The organism is Mangrovibacterium sp. (assembly GCF_059905295.1).
The window spans coordinates 1-23993 of the sequence record NZ_JBZQJF010000018.1; the positions used below are offsets into that span (position 1 = coordinate 1).

Annotated in this window: 19 protein-coding genes; 10 read left to right on the forward strand and 9 right to left on the reverse strand. The window is 38.0% G+C overall.

Annotated features, from left to right (window positions below; all coding sequences use genetic code 11):
* The 6 genes from AC37HE_RS00785 to AC37HE_RS00810 form a co-directional block, all read right to left on the reverse strand.
* Positions 1–829: tetratricopeptide repeat protein (locus AC37HE_RS00785; protein WP_500780863.1), on the reverse strand; the 829-nt coding region annotated here is incomplete at its 3' end.
* A gap of 61 nt (positions 830–890) precedes the next feature.
* Positions 891–1325 (reverse strand): dUTP diphosphatase, encoded by a 435-nt coding sequence (gene dut, locus AC37HE_RS00790; protein ID WP_500780864.1) that lies wholly within the window; start codon positions 1323–1325, stop codon positions 891–893.
* Positions 1326–1433: 108 nt separating this feature from the next.
* Positions 1434–2567 carry a radical SAM family heme chaperone HemW gene (gene hemW / locus AC37HE_RS00795; RefSeq protein ID WP_500780865.1) on the reverse strand — a complete coding sequence of 378 codons (1134 nt, stop codon included), beginning with the start codon at positions 2565–2567 and terminating at the stop codon, positions 1434–1436.
* A 118-nt stretch (positions 2568–2685) separates the two neighbouring features.
* On the reverse strand, positions 2686–3129 hold the full coding sequence (locus AC37HE_RS00800; RefSeq protein ID WP_500780866.1) for an RrF2 family transcriptional regulator: 444 nt from the start codon (positions 3127–3129) through the stop codon (positions 2686–2688).
* A 42-nt stretch (positions 3130–3171) separates the two neighbouring features.
* Positions 3172–4557 carry a lactate utilization protein B gene (locus tag AC37HE_RS00805; protein WP_500780867.1) on the reverse strand — a complete coding sequence of 462 codons (1386 nt, stop codon included), beginning with the start codon at positions 4555–4557 and terminating at the stop codon, positions 3172–3174.
* 255 nt (positions 4558–4812) lie between these two features.
* Entirely contained in the window at positions 4813–6285 is a 1473-nt protein-coding gene (locus tag AC37HE_RS00810) for a lipopolysaccharide biosynthesis protein (protein WP_500780868.1), read from the reverse strand.
* A 648-nt stretch (positions 6286–6933) separates the two neighbouring features.
* On the opposite strand from AC37HE_RS00810, the gene AC37HE_RS00815 reads away from it, so the two are divergent.
* Together AC37HE_RS00815 and AC37HE_RS00820 are read left to right on the forward strand one after the other, a co-directional pair.
* Positions 6934–8007, forward strand: coding sequence for a glutaminyl-peptide cyclotransferase (locus AC37HE_RS00815; RefSeq protein WP_500780869.1), 1074 nt, complete (start codon positions 6934–6936; stop codon positions 8005–8007).
* A gap of 159 nt (positions 8008–8166) precedes the next feature.
* Entirely contained in the window at positions 8167–10620 is a 2454-nt protein-coding gene (locus AC37HE_RS00820; protein ID WP_500780870.1) for a mechanosensitive ion channel family protein, read from the forward strand.
* Between the two features lie 30 nt (positions 10621–10650).
* Here AC37HE_RS00820 and ruvB read toward each other — a convergent pair whose 3' ends face one another.
* Both ruvB and AC37HE_RS00830 read right to left on the reverse strand, forming a co-directional pair.
* A complete protein-coding gene (ruvB, locus tag AC37HE_RS00825) occupies positions 10651–11673 on the reverse strand; it encodes a Holliday junction branch migration DNA helicase RuvB (RefSeq protein ID WP_500780871.1) in 1023 nt (340 codons plus the stop codon).
* A 62-nt stretch (positions 11674–11735) separates the two neighbouring features.
* On the reverse strand, positions 11736–12128 hold the full coding sequence (locus tag AC37HE_RS00830) for a response regulator (RefSeq protein WP_500780872.1): 393 nt from the start codon (positions 12126–12128) through the stop codon (positions 11736–11738).
* Positions 12129–12630: 502 nt separating this feature from the next.
* Between AC37HE_RS00830 and AC37HE_RS00835 the strand changes: the two genes are divergently transcribed.
* The 6 genes from AC37HE_RS00835 (at position 12631) to uvrC (ending at position 21118) form a co-directional block, all read left to right on the forward strand.
* Positions 12631–15897 carry a hypothetical protein gene (locus AC37HE_RS00835; RefSeq protein ID WP_500780873.1) on the forward strand — a complete coding sequence of 1089 codons (3267 nt, stop codon included), beginning with the start codon at positions 12631–12633 and terminating at the stop codon, positions 15895–15897.
* Between the two features lie 2 nt (positions 15898–15899).
* Entirely contained in the window at positions 15900–16319 is a 420-nt protein-coding gene (locus AC37HE_RS00840; protein ID WP_500780874.1) for an ATP-binding protein, read from the forward strand.
* Between the two features lie 19 nt (positions 16320–16338).
* Positions 16339–16710: an rRNA maturation RNase YbeY gene (gene ybeY / locus AC37HE_RS00845; protein ID WP_500780875.1), complete on the forward strand. Its 372-nt coding sequence runs from the start codon at positions 16339–16341 to the stop codon at positions 16708–16710.
* A gap of 52 nt (positions 16711–16762) precedes the next feature.
* Positions 16763–18640 (forward strand): tRNA uridine-5-carboxymethylaminomethyl(34) synthesis enzyme MnmG, encoded by a 1878-nt coding sequence (gene mnmG / locus AC37HE_RS00850; protein ID WP_500780876.1) that lies wholly within the window; start codon positions 16763–16765, stop codon positions 18638–18640.
* Positions 18641–18674: 34 nt separating this feature from the next.
* Complete coding sequence (locus AC37HE_RS00855) at positions 18675–19193, forward strand: adenine phosphoribosyltransferase (protein WP_500780877.1); 519 nt, start codon at positions 18675–18677, stop codon at positions 19191–19193.
* Between the two features lie 113 nt (positions 19194–19306).
* Positions 19307–21118, forward strand: a complete 1812-nt coding sequence (gene uvrC, locus AC37HE_RS00860; protein ID WP_500780878.1) for an excinuclease ABC subunit UvrC — start codon at positions 19307–19309, stop codon at positions 21116–21118.
* 64 nt (positions 21119–21182) lie between these two features.
* Here uvrC and rsgA read toward each other — a convergent pair whose 3' ends face one another.
* Complete coding sequence (rsgA, locus tag AC37HE_RS00865) at positions 21183–22127, reverse strand: ribosome small subunit-dependent GTPase A (protein ID WP_500780879.1); 945 nt, start codon at positions 22125–22127, stop codon at positions 21183–21185.
* A gap of 63 nt (positions 22128–22190) precedes the next feature.
* On the opposite strand from rsgA, the gene AC37HE_RS00870 reads away from it, so the two are divergent.
* On the forward strand, positions 22191–22958 hold the full coding sequence (locus tag AC37HE_RS00870) for an exodeoxyribonuclease III (RefSeq protein WP_500780880.1): 768 nt from the start codon (positions 22191–22193) through the stop codon (positions 22956–22958).
* A 7-nt stretch (positions 22959–22965) separates the two neighbouring features.
* On the forward strand, positions 22966–23982 hold the full coding sequence (locus AC37HE_RS00875) for a DUF4421 family protein (protein ID WP_500780881.1): 1017 nt from the start codon (positions 22966–22968) through the stop codon (positions 23980–23982).
* Positions 23983–23993 lie beyond the last annotated feature (11 nt).

Genomic DNA, 23993 nt, shown 5'->3' on the forward strand with positions numbered 1-23993 from the left:
CCTCAAAAGCTTTATCCATATCACCCTGCTCGGTATAAAAACCAGCTAACGAAAAATGAACAAAACCATTTTCAGGATCTATCTCGAGGATTTTATTGTAGTATTTAAGGGCATTTTCTTTGTCACCCTGGCTTTGGTACAGCTCAGCCATTAAACCGTAATACTGCGGTTCTTCAGGGTTTGACTGAATTAAGCGATTAATCTCTTCAAAAGCTTTGTCAGTTTTACCCATTTTCAAATAAAGGTTCTGTTTGGCTACCGCAATTTGATCCGTTAAACCTGCTTGCTCTTCCAGCTGATCGTAGGCCTGAATAGCTTCGTCGTACTTTTCAGCCATACCAAGCAATACAGCCTTGTTGTACAAAAACTCTAAATTGCCCGGTTCCATTTTACACAACTGATCGTAGATTTGAGCCGCCTCGCTATACTGACGTCTTTGCTGGTAAACCTGCGCCAGTGAAATTTTATACCACTTGTTTTTCGGGTTAATAGTCGTTGCTTTTTCAAGCAATAAAGCAGCACTTGTCAGATCCTTATTGGCATAGTGAAGCGTTCCCATTTCGTACATGGCAACAGCCGACTGTGGATCGATTTCCAAACAACGGGAAAAAATCGAAACAGCATTGGTTAAATTACCTAATTTCTTTTGCTTCAGACCTTCGATAAACAAATATTCAAATTCATTTTCCTGATCTTCCGTCAGTACTGTTTCTTTGCTTGTTGTAGCTTCCGGACTAGCACTAGCAACTTCAACTTGCTGTTTGGTTGTAGCACACGATGCCAGGGTTAACCCAAGCAATGCAAAATATCCTAACTTTCTAATATCCATTCTGTCCCTTTAAGACCAACGGCCCATTTATAATTTCTATCAGCTCAAAAAAACGAAGTTCCTAATGATGACCGGTATGACCAAAACCACCGGCTCCACGTTCAGTTTCTTCTAAAATTTCAACTTCATCCCAACCAATGGTTTCATGTTTGGCAATCACCATTTGGCAAATTCGTTCGCTATGCTGAATTGTAAAATCCTCCTGTGAAAGGTTGATCAAAATGACGCAAATTTCGCCACGATAATCAGCATCAATGGTCCCCGGTGAATTCAAAACCGTAATTCCTTTTTTGATTGCCAAACCACTACGCGGACGAACCTGAGCTTCGTAACCGGCGGGAAGCTCAACAAACAAACCTGTCGGGATTAAAGCTCTTTCGAGCGGTTTTAAAACCACCGGCTCGCTTAAATTAGCACGCAAATCCATGCCTGCCGATAATGAAGTACTGTAAGATGGTAAAGGATTTTCCGATTTATTGATAATTTTCACCTGCATATCTGTATCATTTATTGATCGTTGACCAGCTTTCTAATTTTACAATTTCCAAATATAGGTATTTAAACCGGAGCCGCTACTTTTGTTCAAATCAATTAACACTATTTATCAATCTTCAACATAAAGAAGTTGCTCCATAATCTTGTCCGAAATAAATAAACCATCGGTCGTTAAACCATAAGCACCGGTTTCTACCCGAACATGTCCGGACTCGATAAAAGGCTCTATTTCACGCTTAAAATGCTTACAAAACGACGTGTTGAAGTGATCTGCCAAATACGAATCAGCAATACCCCATTTCGTTCTTAGAGAAGTGATGACATAATCGTTGTACTGATCTTGTTCACTTAATATTTCGTTTTCCCAATAGCTTGAATTATTCTCGAAGGCTTGTAAATATTTCCGTAAAGAGGAGACATTCCAGCGCCGTGTTTTTAAATCAAATGAATGGGCTGATGGACCAAAACCCAAATAACTTTTACGCTCCCAATAGGCCCGGTTATGACGGGAATAAAGGCCCGGTAACGAGAAGTTAGAAATCTCGTAATGCTCAAATCCGGCTTCTTCCAATTCTTCTTTCAAAAGCTTAAACTGATCGAAACTTAATTCGTCGGGTAACTCCTTTATTTTCCCTGTTTTCAGGTAATCGTAAAAAACCGTGCCCTCGTGATAGGTAAGATGATAAGCTGAAATGTGCTGAACTCCAAGCTGGATAGCTTTTTGGACGTTTTCGCGCCAGGCTTCAAGCGTTTGATTGGGAAGCCCGTAAATTAAATCGATACTGATATTGGAGAATCCGACCTGCTGCGCCATCTTCACTGCCGACACCGCCTGTTCCCCATTGTGGCGCCGGTTCATGCTTTTCAGATCCTGATTATTGAAGGATTGGGTACCAATACTCAGGCGATTTACAGGAGTTGCTATTAAAGCCCTTAAAAATTCAGGAGAAAGGTCGTCCGGATTACACTCCATCGTTATTTCTGTTCCGGCTGAAACAGAATAAGTATCGAAAAGCTGCCTTAAAATCTGTTCAATTTCTTCAACCTTCAAGACTGAAGGTGTTCCGCCACCAAAATATATGCTTTCAATTGTTTCGCCGTTCAACTCGTCTTTTCGTGCTTGAATTTCCAATTTCAAAGCCGATAAAAAATCAGGACGAGAGGCAAAATCTGTCGATTTATAAAAATCGCAGTAGTGACATTTCGTTTTACAAAACGGAATATGAATATAAATTCCAGCCATATTAATAATCAATCAACACATTAACATCCCAGTCTGAAGTATGTTTTCTGAAATAGAAAAAGATCCTTCAAAACATAGCGGATTGCTTAAGGCTGAAACGTTCGATCCGTAAAAAAACTTAGATTTTAATCAAATCTTCGTGACCTTTCATGTCGGCAATGATCTTAGCGATGTTGGTTTCCGAATAAAAAACCATTAGCTCGTTACGAACTTTGCTAAACTGATTATGTACCGCACAAGGTTTACCGTGCTCGTGATGACTTGAACAGGTTTCGTGGCTAATCAGGCAATTATTGAAAAAATCGTCGCCATCAATGGTTCTCACGATATCGTACAGGGTAATGTCTTCGGCTGACTTACCTAATCCAAAGCCACCGTTTGGTCCTTTTGTTGAAGCAAGGATTTTCTGTTTCACCAGGTTTTGCAAAATTTTCCCCAGAAACGGAGTTGGAATATCCAGATCACCGGCAATTTTTTTGATACCTATTTTTTCTCCGTCTTCACCAAATTTTCCCAAATAAATTAATGCACGAATGGCGTATTTACAAGTATTTGAAAGCATAATATAACGTGTTTAGTAATCCCAATTATTATAAATAACTTTTTACTTTTTCTCATCTTTATGCAACGCCTTCCATTGCTGGGCAAATGACCGATCGGCAAAATGAGGTGTTTGCTTTTGATCACCCAAGGCATTCTTACCTAGTCCGGTTAAAGCATTTTTCATTTTTCCGCCAACAGCATCCAGGCGGCTTCGTTTACTGAAAGCAAATTCGTAAGCTTTCATTCCCTGGTTCCAGATAAACGAACCATTACCTTGATTTACAGCGTCCCTTCTGTTAAATAACAACAGGTTATGCAGTGGAATTTTGACCGGACAAACTTCGGTACATTTTCCGCAAACCGAACAGGCTGAACTCAGGTGATTGTAATCGGAAAAGCCTTTGAAAAACGGCGTAATCACCGATCCGATTGGTCCGCTATAGGTGGCAGCATAAGTATAACCACCAATATTTTTATAAATCGGACAAGCATTTAAACAAGCACCGCAACGAATACATTTCAATGCCAGGTATTGATCTTTCTGCTTATAGAGCTCGGTTCTTTTGTTGTCTAAAAGAATGACATACATCTTCTCCGGGCCATCTTTTTCGCCCGGTTGACGCGGTCCCGAAACAATGGAATTGTACACGGTAATTTGCTGACCGGTCCCGTGTGCTGCCAGTAAAGGCCACATCAGGGCCAGATCGTTCATCTTAGGAACCAGCTTTTCAATTCCGGCAATTACAATATGCACTTTGGGGAAGGAAAAGGTCATCATCGCATTTCCTTCATTTTCAGTCAGCGCAATACCACCAACATCCGAAATCAGGAAGTTTGCTCCCGTCACACCAACATCGGCTTTCACAAAGCTTTCGCGCAGCTTACTGCGAACAAAACCAGTCAAATATTCCGGTGTACTTTTTTCAGGAGTATCGAACTTTTCGTGAAACAGCTCGGCAATATCTTCTTTCGATTTATGCATACAAGGCGTAACAATGTGGTAAGGCTTTTCGCCTGCCAACTGCACAATGTATTCACCCAAATCAGTTTCCAGTGAATGGACTCCTGCCGCTTCAACATGCTCGTTAAAATCGACTTCTTCAGTAGTCATCGATTTACTTTTAACAAGCAGTTCAGCATTGTTTTCTTTCAGTATTTTTACAATCGATTGGATCGCTTCGGCACTATCTTCAGCCCAAACAACCTCGGCTCCGCGTGCTGTTATATTCTTTTCGAATTCCAACAGGTATTTATCCAGGTTTTCCACAACGGTACGCTTCACAAACGAACCACGTTCTTTGGCTAAGTCCAGATCCGAATAGCGTTGCCGACCTTTTTCTACAGCGGCATCATAACGCGCAATATTAAATTTGATTGTTGCCCGATGCTTTTTATCGAAAGCAATCTGATCAGCATCGTGCATGAATTTCTTTTTAACCTCTGCCATAGCAGTTTTATTAGGATTGGTGTTGACTTTTAGTTTCGGTCTATTCTCTTTCAAAATCGTCCTACTTCAAAACTTAAAATACAACCGAATTTTTTTAATGAAAACCCACGAAAACAGACCTGTGAAGTCAGTTAAAATCCAATTGTTCCTAATTTGTTATGATCGGAAAACAACGATAACTAAACTCCAATGCCCTGTATTTTTGAGTAATCCTATTGACAAAAATAATATATAAAAGTATTTAATTGTCTTTTTCTAATGAAGAAACTTGCGGAATTCCTTATTTTCTAACACAAATACGACAGCAACAAAGCCTAAAAACAAAATCAAATTGATTGCATAGGTCATCATTTGCGATATTTCGGGAATTACTCGGGAAGCAGCATACACGATCAAAGCAAGCCCGAAATACAGGGCAATTCGCTTAATGGGGTAGTTAACCGGAAAATATTTTTGCCCAACCAGGTAGGAGAGAATCGTCATGACGACAAAGCAAATAAGCACTGCCCAAGCCGAAGCCATATACCCATAGATCGGAATAAAAATGATATTGAGAACCAAGCTCAGTGCTGCTCCAATAAGTGCAAAATAAGCGCCGAAGCGGGTTTTATCGGTCAATTTATACCACAACGAAAGGGTATAGTAAATCCCTAAAAAGAGGTTAGCCATCAACACGATCGGGACGACTTTCATGCCCGAGAAATAAGATTCATCTAAAATATGAAGGGCTTTAAACAGGTCTAAAAACAAACTTATTCCCAGGAAGATCAGCAATCCAAAAATCACAAAATATTTCAGGATAAATGCATAGCCTCGTTTGTTGTTTTCCGACTTCACCTGCGAAAAGAAAAAAGGCTCAAAGGCATAACGAAACGCCTGAATAAACATATTCATTAAAACAGCCAGCTTATAGTTGGCTCCGTAAATACCCAATTGTTCCATTGGCCCCTGGTCATCAGGAATGAGTCTCGGAATTAAAATTTTATCGATATTCTGATTCACCATGCCGGCCACACCAACCACCAAAATAGGGAAGGAATACCAAATCATTTCTTTCAGCAAAACACGGCTAAAACGAATTTTAACACGCAAATCAGGTAACAATAACAACAAGGTTATACCGCTTGAAATCAGGTTTGAAATGAAGACATAGCCAACACCAATTTCGGGATTGTAAATCATCCGCAACAGGCTGTCCGGATTCCCTTTCAAAAGGGCAGGACAAACACTGAGAAAGAAAATATTGAAGAAAATGTTGCTGAAAATATTGATGAGCTTAATCGCTGCAAACTTAATGGGCCGCGATTCAATACGAAGCTTCGCAAAGGGAATCGAGGTAAACGCATCAAAAGCCATGATGAGCGCAATCCAGCGAATATATTCCGGATGGCTTTCATACTCCATCCAATGCGCAATATTGTCGGAAAAGGTGTACACCACCAGCAAAAAGCTGAGCGAAGTGACGAACAAGGAGATCAGCGAACTCGAGTACACCAGGTTTTTATCTTCGGCCCGCGATGCAAACCGGAAGTAACCGGTCTCCATGCCGTAGGTGAGCAAAACCAGCAAAAAGGCCATGTACGAGTATAAATTGGCAACAATTCCATACTCGGCCGCCAAAAAAATGTGCGAATAGTAGGGTACAAGCCACCAGTTTAAAAAGCGGCCTACAATACTGCTAACTCCGTAAATGGCGGTATCGCCAACTAATCTTTTAAATGAGCTCAAGGGGTTGAAATTTTTGGTAAAGATAGCTATTCGCATCAATCAGTTAAAACCCGACCAAAAACTTTTAAGCGATACGATCCCCGGAATAATGGAGGAGTATTCTCAAACCTTTCGATGAGAAAAACAACCACAAATCCCCTCAATACGAATGGCAGATAGCTATCGACCAGAACACAAATCCCTAAAAAACCTGCGAAGAGGAGCCAAACTGATCCTGTTTAAGTTCTCAATGAAAACTAAGAGCCCGGAGAGATTCTGTTTAAGCCCTCAATGAAAACTGAGAGCTCAGAAAGATTCTGTTTAAGCCCTCAATGAAAACTGAGGACTCAGAAAGATTCTGTTTAAGCCCTCAATGAAAACTGAGGGCTCAGAAAGATTCTGTTTAAGCCCTCAATGAAAACTGAGAGCCCGGAGAGATTCTGTTTAAGTCCTCAATAAAAACTGAGGGCTCAGAAAGATTCTGTTTAGACTCTCCTCAAAACAGAAGGGCTTTTGGAGTCCTAAACTTCCCCCGATTTTCGTGAATTATCCCGATAGCACTTCGAAAACTAGTGAAGTTTCTTCTCAAAAAAAGTTAAAGCTGTGAAGCATTTTAGACCGAACTCAGGTTTTTAGTTATTTTTACGCTTCGGACAAAAAATAAACAGAATGAGATTTAAAGTTTTTGCGCTTGTAAGTATTTGTTTACTTGTAGTTACCGGTATTTCTTGCAGTAACACCTCCAAAAAATCGAGACCACCGGTTTCTAAAATTGACATTCTTCCCAAACGCACTAAATTAGCTTTGTACGATACCATACAGGTCGAAATAAAGGTAAATCCGAAAAACGGAGAACTGGCCAAAGCCGAACTTTATTACGACGATAAGCTCTTAACAACATCCGAAAAGGAAGAATTCAGCTACCCGGCCCTTGCTTTGAACAGCCTGGGTAAACACCAGCTGAAGGTGATTGCCACCAAAAAAGACGGGGTAGAAGGAGTCAGCTATGAAAGCCTGCAGGTTGTTTCCAACCTGGTTCCCGAACTATACACCTACGACATTGTTCATACTTACCCGCACAATACCGAGCATTTTACACAAGGGCTCGAAGTTCACGAAAACAAATTTTACGAAAGTACCGGTCAAAATGGCCATTCAGGCATCTACCAGTTCGATCTTACCACCGGGAAGGTGTTGAAAGCATTCAAAATGAAAGATCGCTATTTCGGCGAAGGGATCACAATAGTCGACAATAAGATTTACCAAATTACTTATAAAGCACAACAGGGCTTTGTGTACGATTTAAACACTTTTGCCCGTATCGACAGCTTCTATTACGATACAGCTGAGGGTTGGGGATTAACGCACGACGGTCATGAACTGATAAAAACCGATGGATCTGAATATATGGACTTTATGAATCCCGAAACCTTCCAGGTTGAGCGAAGAGTGCCGGTATACGATAACAATGGCCCGGTTCGCAACCTGAACGAACTGGAATACTACGAAGGCTATGTGTATGCCAATATCTGGCAAACCAACTTTGCCGTTAAAATCGACCCGAAAACTGGCCGCGTTGCTGCGAAGATCGATTTTTCGGGCCTGATGTCGGTAATGTACAACCCGGAAAAACCCATTGATGTGTTAAACGGAATTGCGTTTAACAAAGCAAATGGCAAAATGTATGTGACCGGTAAACTCTGGCCCAGTTTATTCGAAGTAAAGCTGAAAAAGGAGCAGTAGCCCGAAAGATTTAATCGGTATCTACGATTAGAGAGGTCGAAGTTACCATTTATTGCTTTAATTCATTGATCTTATATTAAAAAGCAGCAAAGGACACGACTCATTAAATATGAATTCATTAAATTTGGATAAGTGCACATACTTAACCAATTACTGTCAATGAAATTTATATTTTCGTTTTTATTTGTTGCTTCATTTATTCTGCACAGTCTTTCCTCCGAAGGACAAAATATTTTAGCGCCATTAGCTGAAGGGTTAACTCAAAAGGATACTGCAAAGGTTGATAAAAAACAGCGTTACAAAGCGGCAGAAATTGCCTTTGAAATTGAACGGATCAACAGAAGCATTAAAGAAGGCGAGAAGAAGATTGATTCCTACGAAAACATAGCGAAAATTGATACTTCGTTTGAAAAGCTGCGTGTGCAGGTACAACACGAATTTGATGAATTTGACCAGCTGAATGCTCTTAACAATGTTTCCCGTTTTTTCTTAATCAATACCAAACGAATTTGGAACGGCTACCGATCACAACTGGAATTGTGGCAAACCGATTTAACTAACCGAATCGAAAGCCTGGTAGCTATTTCGGAGAAAACCAAAAAGGAAGAAAAACTATGGGAAGAAACTTCGAAACATCTCAATACACAAGCCATCCCTGATGACTTAAACAAAAGAATATCAACCACGATAAATCGTTTAGAGGACCTGGAAACAAGGGTCTTTAAAGCACTCGAAAAAATTACAATTTTAGACTCCAAAATGATCGATCAGGTCATTGAGATTGACGAACAAATTGAAAGCATTGAACTACTCCATAGATCCTACCGAAAAGATTTACTAAAAGCCACCAAACCTGTCATTTGGAAAATGCCGATGGCCGGTTCTTTTGAAGGATCGTTTAGCGATCAACTGGATAAAGCCTGGACTGAAAACAGGATTTCGCTAAAAAATTCTTTACCATCTTTAAATACACATGTTAAAGATTTCATTTTCTGGAGCTTGTCTATTATAGTATTTATTAGTCTGTTAGCCTACTTTTACAAGAATAAAAAATTAGCTGGCAAGTCCGTAAATACAGGGGACATCAATGAATTAATCATCCACAAGCCAATCTTAGCAATCGTATACCTGATAATTTTTGCTTTCTACCTGCTATTCAAAAATATCCCCATGTTCTTTTCCGGGCTTTTGGGTTTATCGATTTTACTCATTACTTACTTTTTATTAAGCCCTTACATCAGCCGAAAAGAACGTGGCTTAATTCTCGTATTCGTTCCGTTAGCCATACTCAACAATTTTGAAATATTTGCCGGCTTCTTTGGCAATTATGCCAGCATTTTCCTGGGAGTTGAAGCCTTTATTGGGGTTGTTTTGTTTTCATTTTTTCTTCGCTTAAACGTAAGGAAAGAAGGAACCAACGACTTTCGTTATCCCTGGATTGTTTATTTAATCCGCTATCCCGTTTTTTTCATGTATCTGACAGCTTTAATTTCGGATCTGTTCGGATACCAGAATTTGGCTGTTTTTCTCTTAAAAACGACCACACACGTTTCCTATGCGATCATTGTTATCATCGGGGCATGGGAAATTACCAAAAGCTGCCTGTTTACCACCTTCGAGCTGTTAACCCGCTACGACAAGTATAAAAGTCAGGAGTATTTTCCCTTATTCAAAAAAAGAATCTTATTGCTGATTAGTGTACTGTTTGTCTTTATCAGTTTTAACACCTTCTTATCCATCATCGAAATCAATACCGTTTTCTACGATAAATTTGAATACTTTACAACAACTGAACGTCATGTCGGTAGCTTTGCTTTTACTTGGGAATCAATTATCCAGTTCTTAATTATCATGTTTATCACCTGGGGAATTGTAACCATCATAAGAATAGCTTTTGACGAGCAAAACTTTAGACGAACGCAAAAGCTTCGGGGTATTCCGGCAGCCATCTCAATAACCTTAAGAATGGTCATTGTATTCGGTGGTTTCCTGTTTGCCTTATCAGTTGCCGGTGTCGATCTGACTAAAATTAGTATCATGATCGGAGCATTTAGCGTTGGTATTGGTTTTGGTCTGCAGAATATTGTAAACAACTTCATTTCTGGCTTAATACTGATTTACGAACGTCCGATTCAGGTGGGAGATACGATAGAACTAAATCAATTACTTGGTGAGGTTAAAAAAATCGGTATCCGAAGTAGTAAGGTGCGAACCTATGACGGAGCAGAAGTGGTTGTTCCAAATTCAAACCTTGTCTCAAATCAACTCATAAACTGGACATTATCTGATACAAAACGAAGACTGGATATTAAGATTGGAGTGAAATACGGAACTGCCCCCGAGCTCGTAATCGAGGTATTAAAACAGGTTGCTGCAGAAAATGAATTGGTTAAGAAATTTCCGGAACCCATGGTTGTCTTCAATGAATTTTCCAATCATTCACTTGATTTTAGGCTGTTATGCTGGGTATCATTCGAACACAGCTTTAAAACCAAAAGTGATCTTACAATCGCCATTAACAAAGCATTCCAAGAGAACAGAATTGAAATTCCTTTTCCACAGCTTGACTTGCACGTCGTTAACAGGCCATCTGAAAAACAAGATAATTCGTGAAAAATTTAGGTACCCGGTCCGGCAACCTGGCTAGAATAGGGTTGCATCGCTTCCGGGCTTAAAGACACCCAGGTGTTTATAAGCCAAATCAGTTACTTCACGTCCCCTGGGTGTACGTTTGATAAAACCTTCTTTAATCAGAAAGGGCTCGTACACTTCTTCAATGGTTCCGCTATCTTCACCTACAGCAGTTGCAATGGTACTTATTCCAACAGGACCACCTTTGAATTTATCGATGATTGTGTGAAGAATCTTATTATCCATTTCATCGAGCCCATGGGTATCAATATTCAAAGCTTCCAACGAAAATTTGGTAATCTCCATATCAATGCGTCCGTTTCCTTTCACTTGCGCAAAATCGCGAACACGACGCAATAAAGCATTGACGATACGTGGTGTACCACGGCTTCTGGAGGCAATTTCAATGGCTGCCCGTTCATCAATCTCAACCTGCAAAATCGAAGCCGAACGTTTGACAATTCCCGTTAAAATCTTCAGGTCATAATATTCGAAATGAGATTTGATACCAAAACGTGCGCGAAGAGGACTTGTGAGCAATCCGGAACGTGTCGTCGCACCAACCAGGGTAAAGGGATTTAATTCGAGCTGAATTGAGCGTGCTGAGGGCCCCTTATCGATCATTATATCGATTTTATAGTCCTCCATAGCAGAATACAAATATTCTTCGACTATGGGGCTTAAACGGTGTATTTCGTCAATGAAGAGCACATCCCGCTCATCGAGGTTCGTCAACAGGCCTGCTAAATCACCTGGTTTATCCAAAACCGGTCCCGAAGTTAGCTTCAGACTAACACCAAGTTCGTTTGCAACAATGTTCGAAAGGGTGGTTTTACCTAATCCCGGAGGTCCAAAAAGCAAAACATGATCCAATGCTTCACCACGCATTTTTGCGGCTTGAACGAAGACACGAAGATTTTCAACGATTTGCTGTTGTCCCTTAAAGTCATCAAAAGACAAAGGACGCAAACGTTTATCAATCTCGTTATCCCGATCTGAAAAAGATTCGTGGTGCAAGTCAATTGGTTCCGTCATAAAATTTGCGCTTCACTTTAAGCAACAAAGATAAATTTATTTCGGAACGGCCCGAGAAACTGTTAGTAAGTATTAATGCGAAGATCGCTGAATATAGCATTCAACTTATTTATATCGAAAGGTTTAGCCATAAATTCATTCATACCGTATGACAAACATTTTTCACGATCATTATCCATTGTATTAGCTGTAACAGCAATAATGGGAGTCAACTCAAGAATGTTTTTTTCCTTTTCGTATTCACGAATTTTAAGGGTTGCTTCCAAACCGTCCATAACAGGCATCATGATATCCATAAGGATTACATCGAACTTTCTTTCCTTGAATATATTAAGAGCTTCTAAACCATTGTTGGCGATTTCAACAACATGGTTATATTTTTTTAAGCTGAAAGTTACAATCCTCTGATTCAACACATTATCTTCCACTAATAGTATGGATAGTCTTTCATTCATTCTCTTTCGTTGTTATTCAGTTCCAAATTTAATTCGTTTTTCATCAAAAAGGAAACCCCATCAAACGTATATTTCTAGTATTATTCTTTATAGTTCTTTTAATAAATCAATACTAATAATGATAGCCTGTTAATAGGCGGGATAAAATTTTTCCGTATTTCTTGTTTCGTAAGGAAACTAAACTTTAGTGTTGGTTTGTTAACGATCAATTAACAGTTTTTGTTGTTGAGTATGAATGATATCTCGTAGTAATTAACAATTGTTGATTTGTTATAAACCTTGATTTTATTGGGTTATTAAGCCTATTAATTGTTGTTTAATTTCTCTTGATTTTTTCGCCATATTTAAATTTTGCAAATTCTTTTTCTATTTCTCTTAAGATAAAATTGATGTTTACGAAATTATTTAGAAACATTTTTCTGAGTTTGTTTCAACAGTTGTTATGGAGAAATTAACAATTTTGAGGATTATTTTTGTTCTATAAATAAGTAATTTAGAAAATATGACTAACAACTATAGATCTCTTGTTGATAAACTTGAATTATACAGTCGTAAATTTTGGATGATGCGACTTATTCAGGGTCTATTGTTGTTAATAACGACTATAATCCTCTTTATAACAGTTGTTTTTGGCATTGAGTATATTTTCTACACAGCTCCCTATTTAAAAATAGCTTTTACATTAAGTCTGTTAGGTATTAGTGTAGCTTTATTTCTGAAACATGTGTTACTGCCACTGTCATATCTTTTACGAATTAAGCGATTTAGTTTAAATGAACAATCCAGGTTGGTTTCTCAACATTTCCCACAATTGAAAGACCACTTAATTAATGTCATTGAATTAGGTCAGTTGGATCAACTTAATGATTTGGTTTATTCTAGTATTGAGCAAAAGATCCGTCATTTACCAGCATTTGATTTTAAAAGTTTTTTTCGATTCTCCTTTGTTTATAAATATTTTCTTGGATTTGTCATTGCTTCAGTTGTTGCGGCTATTCTTTTTTTCAGCGTTCCGGGCTTATTTTTTCAAGCTGGTCATCGTCTTTTACATTTTACGCAGGATTTTATTAAACCTGCACCCTTTGAGTTTGTTCTCCAGAATCCTTCATTAAAAGTTTTAAAAGGTGGTTCTCTGGAATTGTCTGTTAAATGTATTGGTTCTAATCTTCCTGATAATGTTTATGTTAATATTGGTGGTGATAATTTTGTGATGGCTCATGAGGATAGCTCCTTCGTATATAGTTTGAGTAATGTACAGACTTCTTTTCCTGTTTTTTTTACTGATTTACAATTTGTCTCCAGGCGGTTTGATATTGAAGTAATTCCTGATCCAATTATTTTATCTTATACTACCTCTGTTTTTCCTCCTTCCTACACTCATTTACCGGAACAACAGTTGGGTGAGGTTTCCAGTTTGGAGGTTCCTTTTGGCAGTCAGGTTGTTTGGGATTTTAGCTGCTCTGATGTAGATTCCCTCTTTATTTTACATGATGATTCAAGGATCCAGGGACAAGTACTTGCTGATGATCATTTTAAAGTTGAAACCCGATTAAAGGAAGCCGGAAGTTATCAGGTTTATCTTCAAAATGAATTTGTAGAACCAAAGCTTTTATTTTCTTTTACGGTTGATATTTTGCCGGATGCTTTTCCGACTATTGGGGTTGTTCAAGTCCAGGATTCGATCAATTTGACGCAATTTTATTTTAAAGGTGAGATTGCTGATGACTATGGTTTTCATCGTTTAGTTTTTAATCTTAGAAGCCTTCAAACTGATTCTGTTTTTCAACTTAGTTTTCTTCCAAATAGCTTGCAACAAGACTTTTACTACGGTATTAACTTCAATGATTTCGTTGGCCTGGGGAAAGATTTTTCCTATTATTTTACTGTTAGCGATAATGATAGCTTCCATAGTTTTAAGAGTAGTACTTCAGAAGTTTTTAATTTTCACATTCCTGATTACAAAGAAATTACCCAACAGTCTGATACTCTATTTACGGATGTTCAAAATCTTGTAAATGAAAGTCAATCTATCATAGATCAGATGAAGGCCGATTTTAATGACTTTAAATACCGGAGTATTTCTGAAAAATTAAATCAATATGATCAACAGCAATTTGTAAAACGAATGCTTAAAAATCGTACCCAATTGCAAAATTCTTTGAATCAACTAAAAAATAAAAATTCACAATTGAATAATCTCAATAATTCCTTTAATGGTCAAAAGGACGAGTTAATGGAAAAACAAAAGCAAATAGATGAACTGCTGAAAAATATTATGACCGATGAGCTTCAAAAATTATTTGATGAATTTAATGAGTTAGCCAAACAGTTCGACAAGGATAGGTTTAATGATTTGATGAATCGTATGGATTTCCCGATGGATGATCTTTCCAAGCAATTAGATCGTAATCTGGAATTGCTAAAACGTTATCAGATTGAACAGGGCTTAGAATCAATCATATCTGAGATTAATAAAGTTGCTGAAAATGAGGCTCAACAGGTTGATCAGTTTGATAAGAAAAATTTGGATCATTTAGCTAATGAAGAATCTCAAAATCAAAATAAACTTCAAGAACTTTCTAAGCAATTATCTGATTTACAACAATCTAATAGTGAATTGGACAAACCGATGAATCTTTATCCATTGGATAATGAATTCAATAGTATTGATGAAAATTATGAAGATATACAGGAAAATATTCAGCATAAACGTGCTAACAAAATACAAGATGGTCTTTCCGAAAATCATGAGCAACTTCTTAATCTTTCTTTTTCCCTTCAACAAATGTTGAATAATAGTCAAGTTGCATCTGCCGGAGAGAATATAAATAACTTAAAACAAATCCTTAAGAATCTGGTTTTTTTATCCTTAGAGCAGGAAGAAATTTTAAATTTGTCCCAGAATCTGTCTGTTAGTGATCCATCGTTGACCAAAGTTCAGTATACGCAGGATTTAATTGGAGTCCAGTCGAAATTGGTTGAAGATTCCTTATATGCCCTAAGTTCTCGTACACCTGCTATTAGTTCTAAGGTTAATAGTGAAATTTCAAAAATTGATTTTTCTCTTCAGCGTGTTGTGTCTGATTTGAAAGATTTAGACTTTGGGTCGGCTGTACGGTTTCAACAAAATGCTATTGCTTCGTTTAATGAGTTAGCGCTTTTATTGAATGAGGCTCTGGAAAATTTGGAAAAAATGATGGCCAATTCTATGCCTGGTGATCAAGAGTGTGATAAACCTGGTGGTAGTGGAAAAGGTTCGATGAGTAAGTTGAAAGATGCTCAACAATCCTTGAAGGATCAACTTCAACAAATGATTGAAGGAATGAAAAAGGGTTCCGCGGGTCAATTAGGCCAGGAAATTGGAAAATCATTGATGCAGCAGGAAATGTTGAAAAATATGATTGGCGAAATGATGATGGATGATCGAATTGGAAGTTCTGCTAAAGAGCAACTTAGAGCTATTGAACAACTTATTGAACAAAATAGAGTCGATTTGCTCAATAAAAATTTGAGCCACAATATCATTGATCGTCAAAATTTGATTCTGGATCACTTATTGAAGGCTGAAAAATCTGAAATTGAAAGAGACCTTGATGACAAGCGGGAATCAAAAACTGCTGACCAGAAAATTTATGGTAACTCTGATTTGCTTTTTGAGTATAAAGAGAGAGAGAAAAATAAAATGGAGGATCTAAGATACAATTCGATCCGCATGCGCAATTTTTATGAAGATAAATATCGAAGTTATATTAATAAGGTAAAACCATAGATTTGAAAAAGTCCTTACGTATACCATCTGATTTTCGTTATTTAGATGAGGTGCAAAATTTTGTTGATGAAACTTTGTCTCTCTGTAATATTCATGTTTCAAAATCTAATTTTGTGGCATTGGGTGTTTGTGAGTCTGTTTCTAATGCCATTGGTCATGGTAATAAATTTGATCAGAATAAATTTGTTACTCTCTTTGCTGAACTGACTGATGATGCCTTGTTATTCGAAATTCATGATGAAGGTCGTGGGTTCGATTTTCGAAATTTGCCCGATCCTACTATTGGCGATAATTTAATGAAAGAGGGTGGGCGAGGATTATTTATTATTCATAATGTTGTAGATGAAGTTAACTTCAAAAATAATGGTTCAATAATACAATTAAAATTTAATTTCAACCGTGCCCATACTATTTCACCATGAGGATGTTAAACCTCTAAAATTGGAGAGAAGAAAGATTAAGAGCTGGATTAATTCAGTTATTACTTCCGAGAAGCAAAAACCAGGTGATATTAACTACATTTTTTGCAGTGATGAGTATCTCTTAAATGTCAACAAGGAATATCTTGATCACGATTACTACACTGATATAATCACCTTCGATTACGTCGAAAATGGAATTATTTCCGGTGATATTTTTATTAGTGTTGACCGCGTTAAAGAGAATTCTGAAAAATTTGGCGTTAGTTTTGATTTGGAATTACGTCGTATATTAGTACATGGTGTTTTGCATTTGTTAGGCTATCCGGATAAGGAGCCTGATCAAAAAAAGTTGATGACTGAAAAAGAAGACTTTTATCTCTCATTTTTCTAACCTTTTCTAATTTAAGCTTTTCTATTAATTTTGTGGTCTAAAATTTTGATACATGTTACCATTTTATGATGTCATTGTTGTAGGAGGAGGGCATGCAGGCTGCGAAGCTGCAGCTGCAGCTGCCAATTTGGGGTCGAAAACCTTGCTCATCACAATGGATATGGGGAAATATGCCCAAATGTCGTGTAATCCTGCTATTGGTGGAATTGCAAAGGGGCAAATTGTTCGCGAAATTGATGCTTTAGGTGGCTATACTGGTGTTATTACCGATCGTACATCTATTCAGTTTCGCATGTTAAATCGCTCAAAAGGACCTGCAATGTGGAGTCCAAGAGCTCAAAGTGATCGGATGCGTTTTTCGGAAGAATGGCGCAATGAACTAGAAAAAATCGAGAATTTGGACCTATGGCAAGATGCTGTTATTCATCTGTTGATGGAAGATGGTGTTGTCAAAGGTGTGAAAACAAAGATTGGGGTTGAGTTTCAAGCCAAGACTGTTGTTTTGACTAATGGTACTTTTTTGAATGGTCTAATGCATATAGGTCGCTCTCAAATGGAGGGAGGAAGGATTGGCGAATCTGCCTCTTATTTTATAAGCGATCAGTTGGCGGAATCAGGTTTTGTTACCGGTCGTTTAAAAACTGGTACTCCGGTTCGTATTGATGGACGTACGATTGATTTTTCGAAACTTACTGAGCAAAAAGGTGATGAGGGGTATTATAAATTTTCCTATTTGCCTGGTGAAAAATCAACGCTAATACAACGACCTTGTTGGATTACATATACCAACGAGGATGTCCATAAAACCTTAGAAGTTGGCTTTGAAGATTCTCCAATGTATAATGGGACTATTGTCGGAGCGGGCCCTCGTTATTGCCCAAGTATTGAATCCAAGATTGTAACATTTGCTGAGAAATTACAACATCAACTCTTTTTAGAGCCGGAAGGGGAGACCACTGTTGAATACTATTTGAATGGTTTTTCATCTTCATTACCTTGGGATGTTCAGTATAAAGCAATGCGATTGATTCCAGGATTGGAGAATGCTAAGATCTTCAGACCTGGTTATGCGATTGAATATGATTACTTTGATCCTACTCAATTATACCATACGCTTGAGACAAAATTGGTTCAAAATCTCTTTTTCGCCGGCCAAATTAATGGTACTACGGGGTATGAAGAAGCCGCCGCTCAAGGTCTTATTGCAGGTATTAATGCGCATCAAAAAGCCAAGGGAAAAGCTGAATTTGTCCTGAATAGGGATGAAGCTTATATTGGTGTTTTAGTTGATGATTTGGTTACGAAAGGGGTTGATGAGCCTTATCGCATGTTTACATCTCGTGCTGAATATCGAATTCTTTTACGTCAGGATGATGCTGATTCAAGACTTACACCTAAAGGTTTTGAACTCGGATTAGCTAAAAAAGAAAGGATGAATTTGCTTCAAGAGAAGTTAAAATATCGGGATGAAATTGTCGATTTTGTCTCTAATTTTTCGATCAAACCGCAGTTCATAAATGAACTTTTGGAAGCTAAAAATACCAGTCCTTTAAAACAAGGAGTTAAGCTAAAAGATGTTATTTCTCGCCCGCAGGTTTCTATTTTTGATGTTATAGAACCGGTTATTCCTTTCCAAAAATTCCTTCAAAAAGTACCTCAAGACCGGTATGAGGAAATCCTGGAATCGGCTGAAATTTTGATTAAATATTCCGGCTATATTGAGCGAGAAAAGCAAATGGCTGATAAGTTCAGAAGGCTCGAAAATATCAACATTGAGAATAAATTCGACTACGAATCTATCCATACAATTTCAACTGAAGCTCGTCAAAAATTGGCCCGAATTAAGCCTCAGACTATCGGTCAGGCGAGCCGTATTTCAGGTGTTAGTCCAGCCGATATTAATGTTCTTTTAATCATGTTAGGAAGGTAGTGTTCCACGTGGAACACTGATAAAAAAGTAAAGAATGAATCTAAAACAATACGTAAGAGAGATCCCGGATTACCCGGAGAAGGGAATAAGTTTTAAGGATATTACCACACTGTTGAAGGATGGGATAGCCTTCAGGGAGGTTGTTGATCAAGTTAGTTCCTACTTCGATGGGAAGGGGATAACTAAGATTGTCTCGCTGGAATCTAGGGGATTTATTGTTGGTGGAGCAGTAGCTTATTGCTTGGGAGCTGGTTTTGTACCGGCCCGAAAGAAAGGGAAATTACCGGCAGATACGATCGGAGAATCCTATGAATTGGAGTATGGAACAGATACTATTGAAATGCATTTGGATGCTCTTTCGGAGGATGATGTTGTATTGATTCATGATGATTTATTGGCTACCGGAGGGACTGCTTTGGCGGCCTTAAAATTGGTGCAGCAAATGAATGTTAAGAAGGTTTATTTTTCCTTTATCTGTGATCTTAAATTCATTGAAAACGGCAATAAAAAATTACTAAGTCAATATGAAACGCATAGTATAATCGAGTATTGATTCTTGATTTGTTGTCGAACAAATTGATCTAAAAACAATAAATTTAAAGCGGATATTCTTGAACGGGTATCCGCTTTAAAATTTGTGAAAAACTATTTTGGAAGGGAAGAATTTTGGTTGTAAATAATCGTTTAGATCATCTTAAAAAACTGGTTTCTGTTTTGCCGGATCAACCTGGAATTTATCAGTATTTTGATAATGCCGGGAAGATTATTTATGTGGGTAAGGCGAAGAATTTGAAGAAACGGGTCTCATCCTATTTTACCAAAAATCATGATAACCGGAAAACCACTTTGTTGGTTCGGAATATTTACGACATCAAACATATGGTTGTCGAGACCGAGCAAGATGCTTTGTTGCTCGAGAATAATCTCATTAAAAAATATCAGCCTCGTTATAATATTCGGTTGAAAGATGATAAAACTTATCCTTGGATTGTTGTCAAAAATGAACCCTTCCCGAGGGTGTTTCAAACGCGAAATGTAATTCGGGATGGTTCACTTTATTTCGGTCCGTATACTTCCATTTTTGCTGTTCGTACTTTACTTGATTTATTCCGTCGTTTGTATAAACTTCGTACTTGTAATTTGAATTTACAGAAGGAAAATATTCAGGCAGGAAAATATAAAGTTTGTCTGGAATATCATATCGGGAATTGTTTAGGTCCTTGCGAAGCTTTTCAAGAGGAGAGGGATTACACGAAATACATTGATGAGATTAAAGATATTTTGAAAGGAAATATTTCTGGTGTGATCAAATATCTTCGGCAGATGATGAAAGAATTTGCTGAAAATTACCAGTTCGAAGAGGCGAACCAGGTTAAAGTAAAATTGGAAGCCTTGGAGAAATTTCAAAATAAATCGACTGTCGTTAGTTCTACCATTACTGATGTTGATGTATTCGGAATTGATGTTGTTGAGAAATCTGCATTTGTCAATTATTTAAAAGTAATAAACGGAGCTATTGTCCAAACGTACACGAGTGAAATCAAAAAGGCGATGGATGAATCTCCCGAAGAATTATTAGAATATGCAATAGTAGATATCCGTCAGAAAATTTTCAGTAACTCAAAAGAATTGCTTGTTCCGTTTATGCCGAATATTGACTTGGAAGGGGTGTATTTTAAAGTTCCGGTACGCGGCGATAAAAAGAAATTGATGGATTTGTCTGTTCGAAATGCCAAATATTTTCGAATGGAGAAAGAAAAACAATATGCCTTATCCAAACCAGCACAAAGTACCAACCGAATTTTAGAAACGATGAAAAAGGATTTGCGCTTACATGATTTGCCGGTGCAGATTGAGTGTTTCGATAATTCAAATTTACAAGGAACAAATCCGGTTGCAGCTTGTGTTGTTTTTAAAAATGGAAAACCAGCTAAAAAAGAGTATCGTCATTTTAATGTAAAAACCGTTGATGGACCGAATGATTTTGCCTCGATGGAAGAAATTATTTATCGGAGGTATAAACGTCAGGTTGACGAAAATAATCCATTACCGAATCTGATTATTATTGATGGTGGTAAAGGTCAACTTGGAGCTGCCTTGAATGCTCTTGGCGAATTAAATCTTCGAGGTAAGATTCCGATTATTGGTATTGCTAAAAAATTGGAAGAGATTTTTTTTCCTGGAGATTCTGTTCCCTTATATCTCGACAAGAATTCGGAAACCTTAAAAATTATTCAACATGCCAGAGATGAAGCTCACCGATTCGGGATTACATTTCATCGAAAGCAACGCTCAAAAAATTTTATCCATTCAGAATTACAAAATATACCCGGAGTAGGGGAGAAGACGATTCAGCACCTTTTACGGAAATTTAAAAGCCTTGAGAATTTAAAAAAACAGGCCTATGGTACCGTCGCTGCTGAAATAGGCGATTCTAGAGCGACTAAAGTCTTCGATTATTTTAAATTAAAACGCTGAAATATTGTGTTTTATCTAATAAAAAACCCGCTTTCGGCGGGTTTCTGTTTTTATATCATCTAGCTTAATTTCGGTACTTCTGATCCGATTCCAGCAGACCGAGGTAGGAAAAGTACCTGCTTTCGGCAATTTCCTTTTCAACGACTGCTTTTTTGACTTCGCAACCCGGTTCGTGTGTATGGGTGCAATTATTGTATTGGCATTTTTCGAGTCGTTTAAAAATTTCCGGGAAATAATGGCCAATTTCATATTTGTCCATATCGAGCATTCCGAAACCTTTGATGCCCGGAGTATCGATAATGTAACCGCCGAAATTCAATTCGAACATTTCAGAAAAAGTGGTGGTGTGTTGTCCTGATAAATGATATTCTGAAATTTCTTTAGTTTTTAAATTTACGCTGGGTTCAATTTTATTGATGATGGTTGATTTGCCGACTCCTGAATGACCCGAGAAGACATTGATATTACCCGTCATCCATTTTTTCAGGGTATCCAAACCAATATTCTTCTTAGTCGATGTTTTAAGGCAACGATAACCAATACTGCTGTAAAGTTCGATTAATTCTTCTAAATGAGCTGTTTGTTCTTTGTTAAATCGATCTATCTTATTGAATACCAATGTACAAGGTATTCTGTAGGCTTCTGCTGAAGCTAAAAAACGATCGATAAAGGTTGTAGTTGTAATCGGGTAGTTGGTTGTGACCACTAAGAATGCCTGATCGATATTTGCCGCAATAATGTGCGATTGTTTCGAAAGGTTCGGAGATTTACGAACGATATAGTTTTTCCGGTCGCAGATTTCAGTAATTAAACCAACCGATTTGTTGGTGTCTTCAGGATCTTGTTCGTCCAATCTGAATTCAACATGATCTCCAACAGCAATTGGGTTAGTACTTTTAATATCTTTGATGCGAAAATTCCCTTTGATTTTGCAATCAACAACCTGGCCGGCCTCAGTTTTTACTGAGTACCAACTACCGGTTGACTTTATGACGATGCCTCTGTTCACTGGGTTTTCTGAATTAATTGTTTCTGTTACTTTTGAAAAGAATAATCAAAATTACGAATTTTTGTGAAACGCATTTTATCTTATAATGTTAATGGCATCAGAGCCGCATTAAAGAAGGATTTCTTAACGTGGATGAAAGAAGAAAATCCCGATGTTCTTTGTCTCCAGGAAACCAAGGCTCAACCTGGTCAGATGAGCGAAGAAGAGTTTGAAGCATTGGGGTATCATTTTTATAGCTTTTCAGCTCAAAAGCCAGGGTACAGTAGTGTGGCTATTTTGACTAAGGAAAAAGCACTTCATGTGGAACTGGGAATGAGTAACTCGAAATATGATGTCGAAGGACGGGTAATTAGAGCCGATTTCAGCGATTTTAGTGTGATTAGCGCCTATTTCCCTTCCGGAACTACCGGAGGCCCCAGACAGGACTATAAAATGGATTTTTTAGCCGATTTCACAGATTATTTAAATGAACTTCGGAAAAGTCGGCCAAATTTGGTTATTTCGGGCGATTATAATATTTGTCGGTTGTGGATCGATATTCATAATCCTGAAAAACAACAAAACACATCGGGCTTTTTACCCGAGGAGCGGGAATGGTTCCAGCAATTTGTAGATATGGGCTATGTCGATAGCTTCAGAGAAATCGTTCAGGAACCTGATCATTACTCGTGGTGGAGTTACCGTGCCGGTTCAAGAGCCCGGAATAAGGGCTGGCGTATCGATTATAACATGATTACAGAACCGTTGAAAGATAAGATTATGGATGCCGGGATTCTTCCCGGAGCTGTTCATTCGGATCATTGTCCGGTATGGGTGAAGCTTGATATTTAAAAATGGAATGAAAAAGGGGTGGTTGCTACTTGCGTTATTATTAGCAGGTAATTTTGTTAGTGCGAAGAACTTAGAGGATTCTACTCCCAAAAGGTACGATCCGAACTATATCGAATCTTATTATAACGATTTGATTGTTCGGATATATAGTGCCGATAAAGGAAATCAGGTTTCCCTGAATGATCACAGCAATGAGTTCGGTCTTAAATATCACTCCAACGATGATTTCAAATTGGGTGCCGGTTTTAACTACAAATGGTTTGGTTTAAAGATTGGTGCCGATTTACCCTTTTCAGACAATAATGTAGAGCAATACGGCCACACCTCGAGTTTCGGACTTCAGAGTTATATTATCGCAAGACCGTTTATTTTAGATGTGATGGCCTTGCGCACTAAAGGTTATTATGCTACCCTTCATGGCGAGAATTCCGGACAGTTTAAAACCATTGATGGTGTTTATGGCCAAATGAGCAACTTGAAAACGAAGAACTTTGGTGTCAATTTCATCTATGTGCTCAACTCCAAACGTTTTTCCTACAAAGCCGCTTTTAATCAAACTGATTTGCAAAAGAAAAGTGCAGGCTCCATCATTCTCGGAGCGGGGCTTTCATCGTTTAAAATTGAAAATGAACAGGGAATTATTCCCGCTGAGATCAGTGCTGACTATTTTAGTGATTGGTCTGATTTGATTCATTTTCAGTCCTACTCCTTATATGGCAGCTTTGGATATGCCTATTCATTAGTGCCCTTTAGAAAAGCGATAATTACCGCTTCAGCATCTACTAAATTTGGCTTCCGTTATAACCACATGAAATACGTTGACGAGGGTATCGCCATCAAAAGGAAAGCAGGTTTAGGGGGAGAAGTTCGCTTAGCAGGTGGTTATCATTTACCCTGGTTTTATGTGGGGGCTTCCTTTGTGCAAACCCAATTTAATTCCGATGTGCGTTTCAGAGGTCTGCAAATTGCCAATGGCACCAGTTTTCTGGAGTTTACAATAAGCAAAAGGATCAAACTGAAATAGCTTGATCCTTT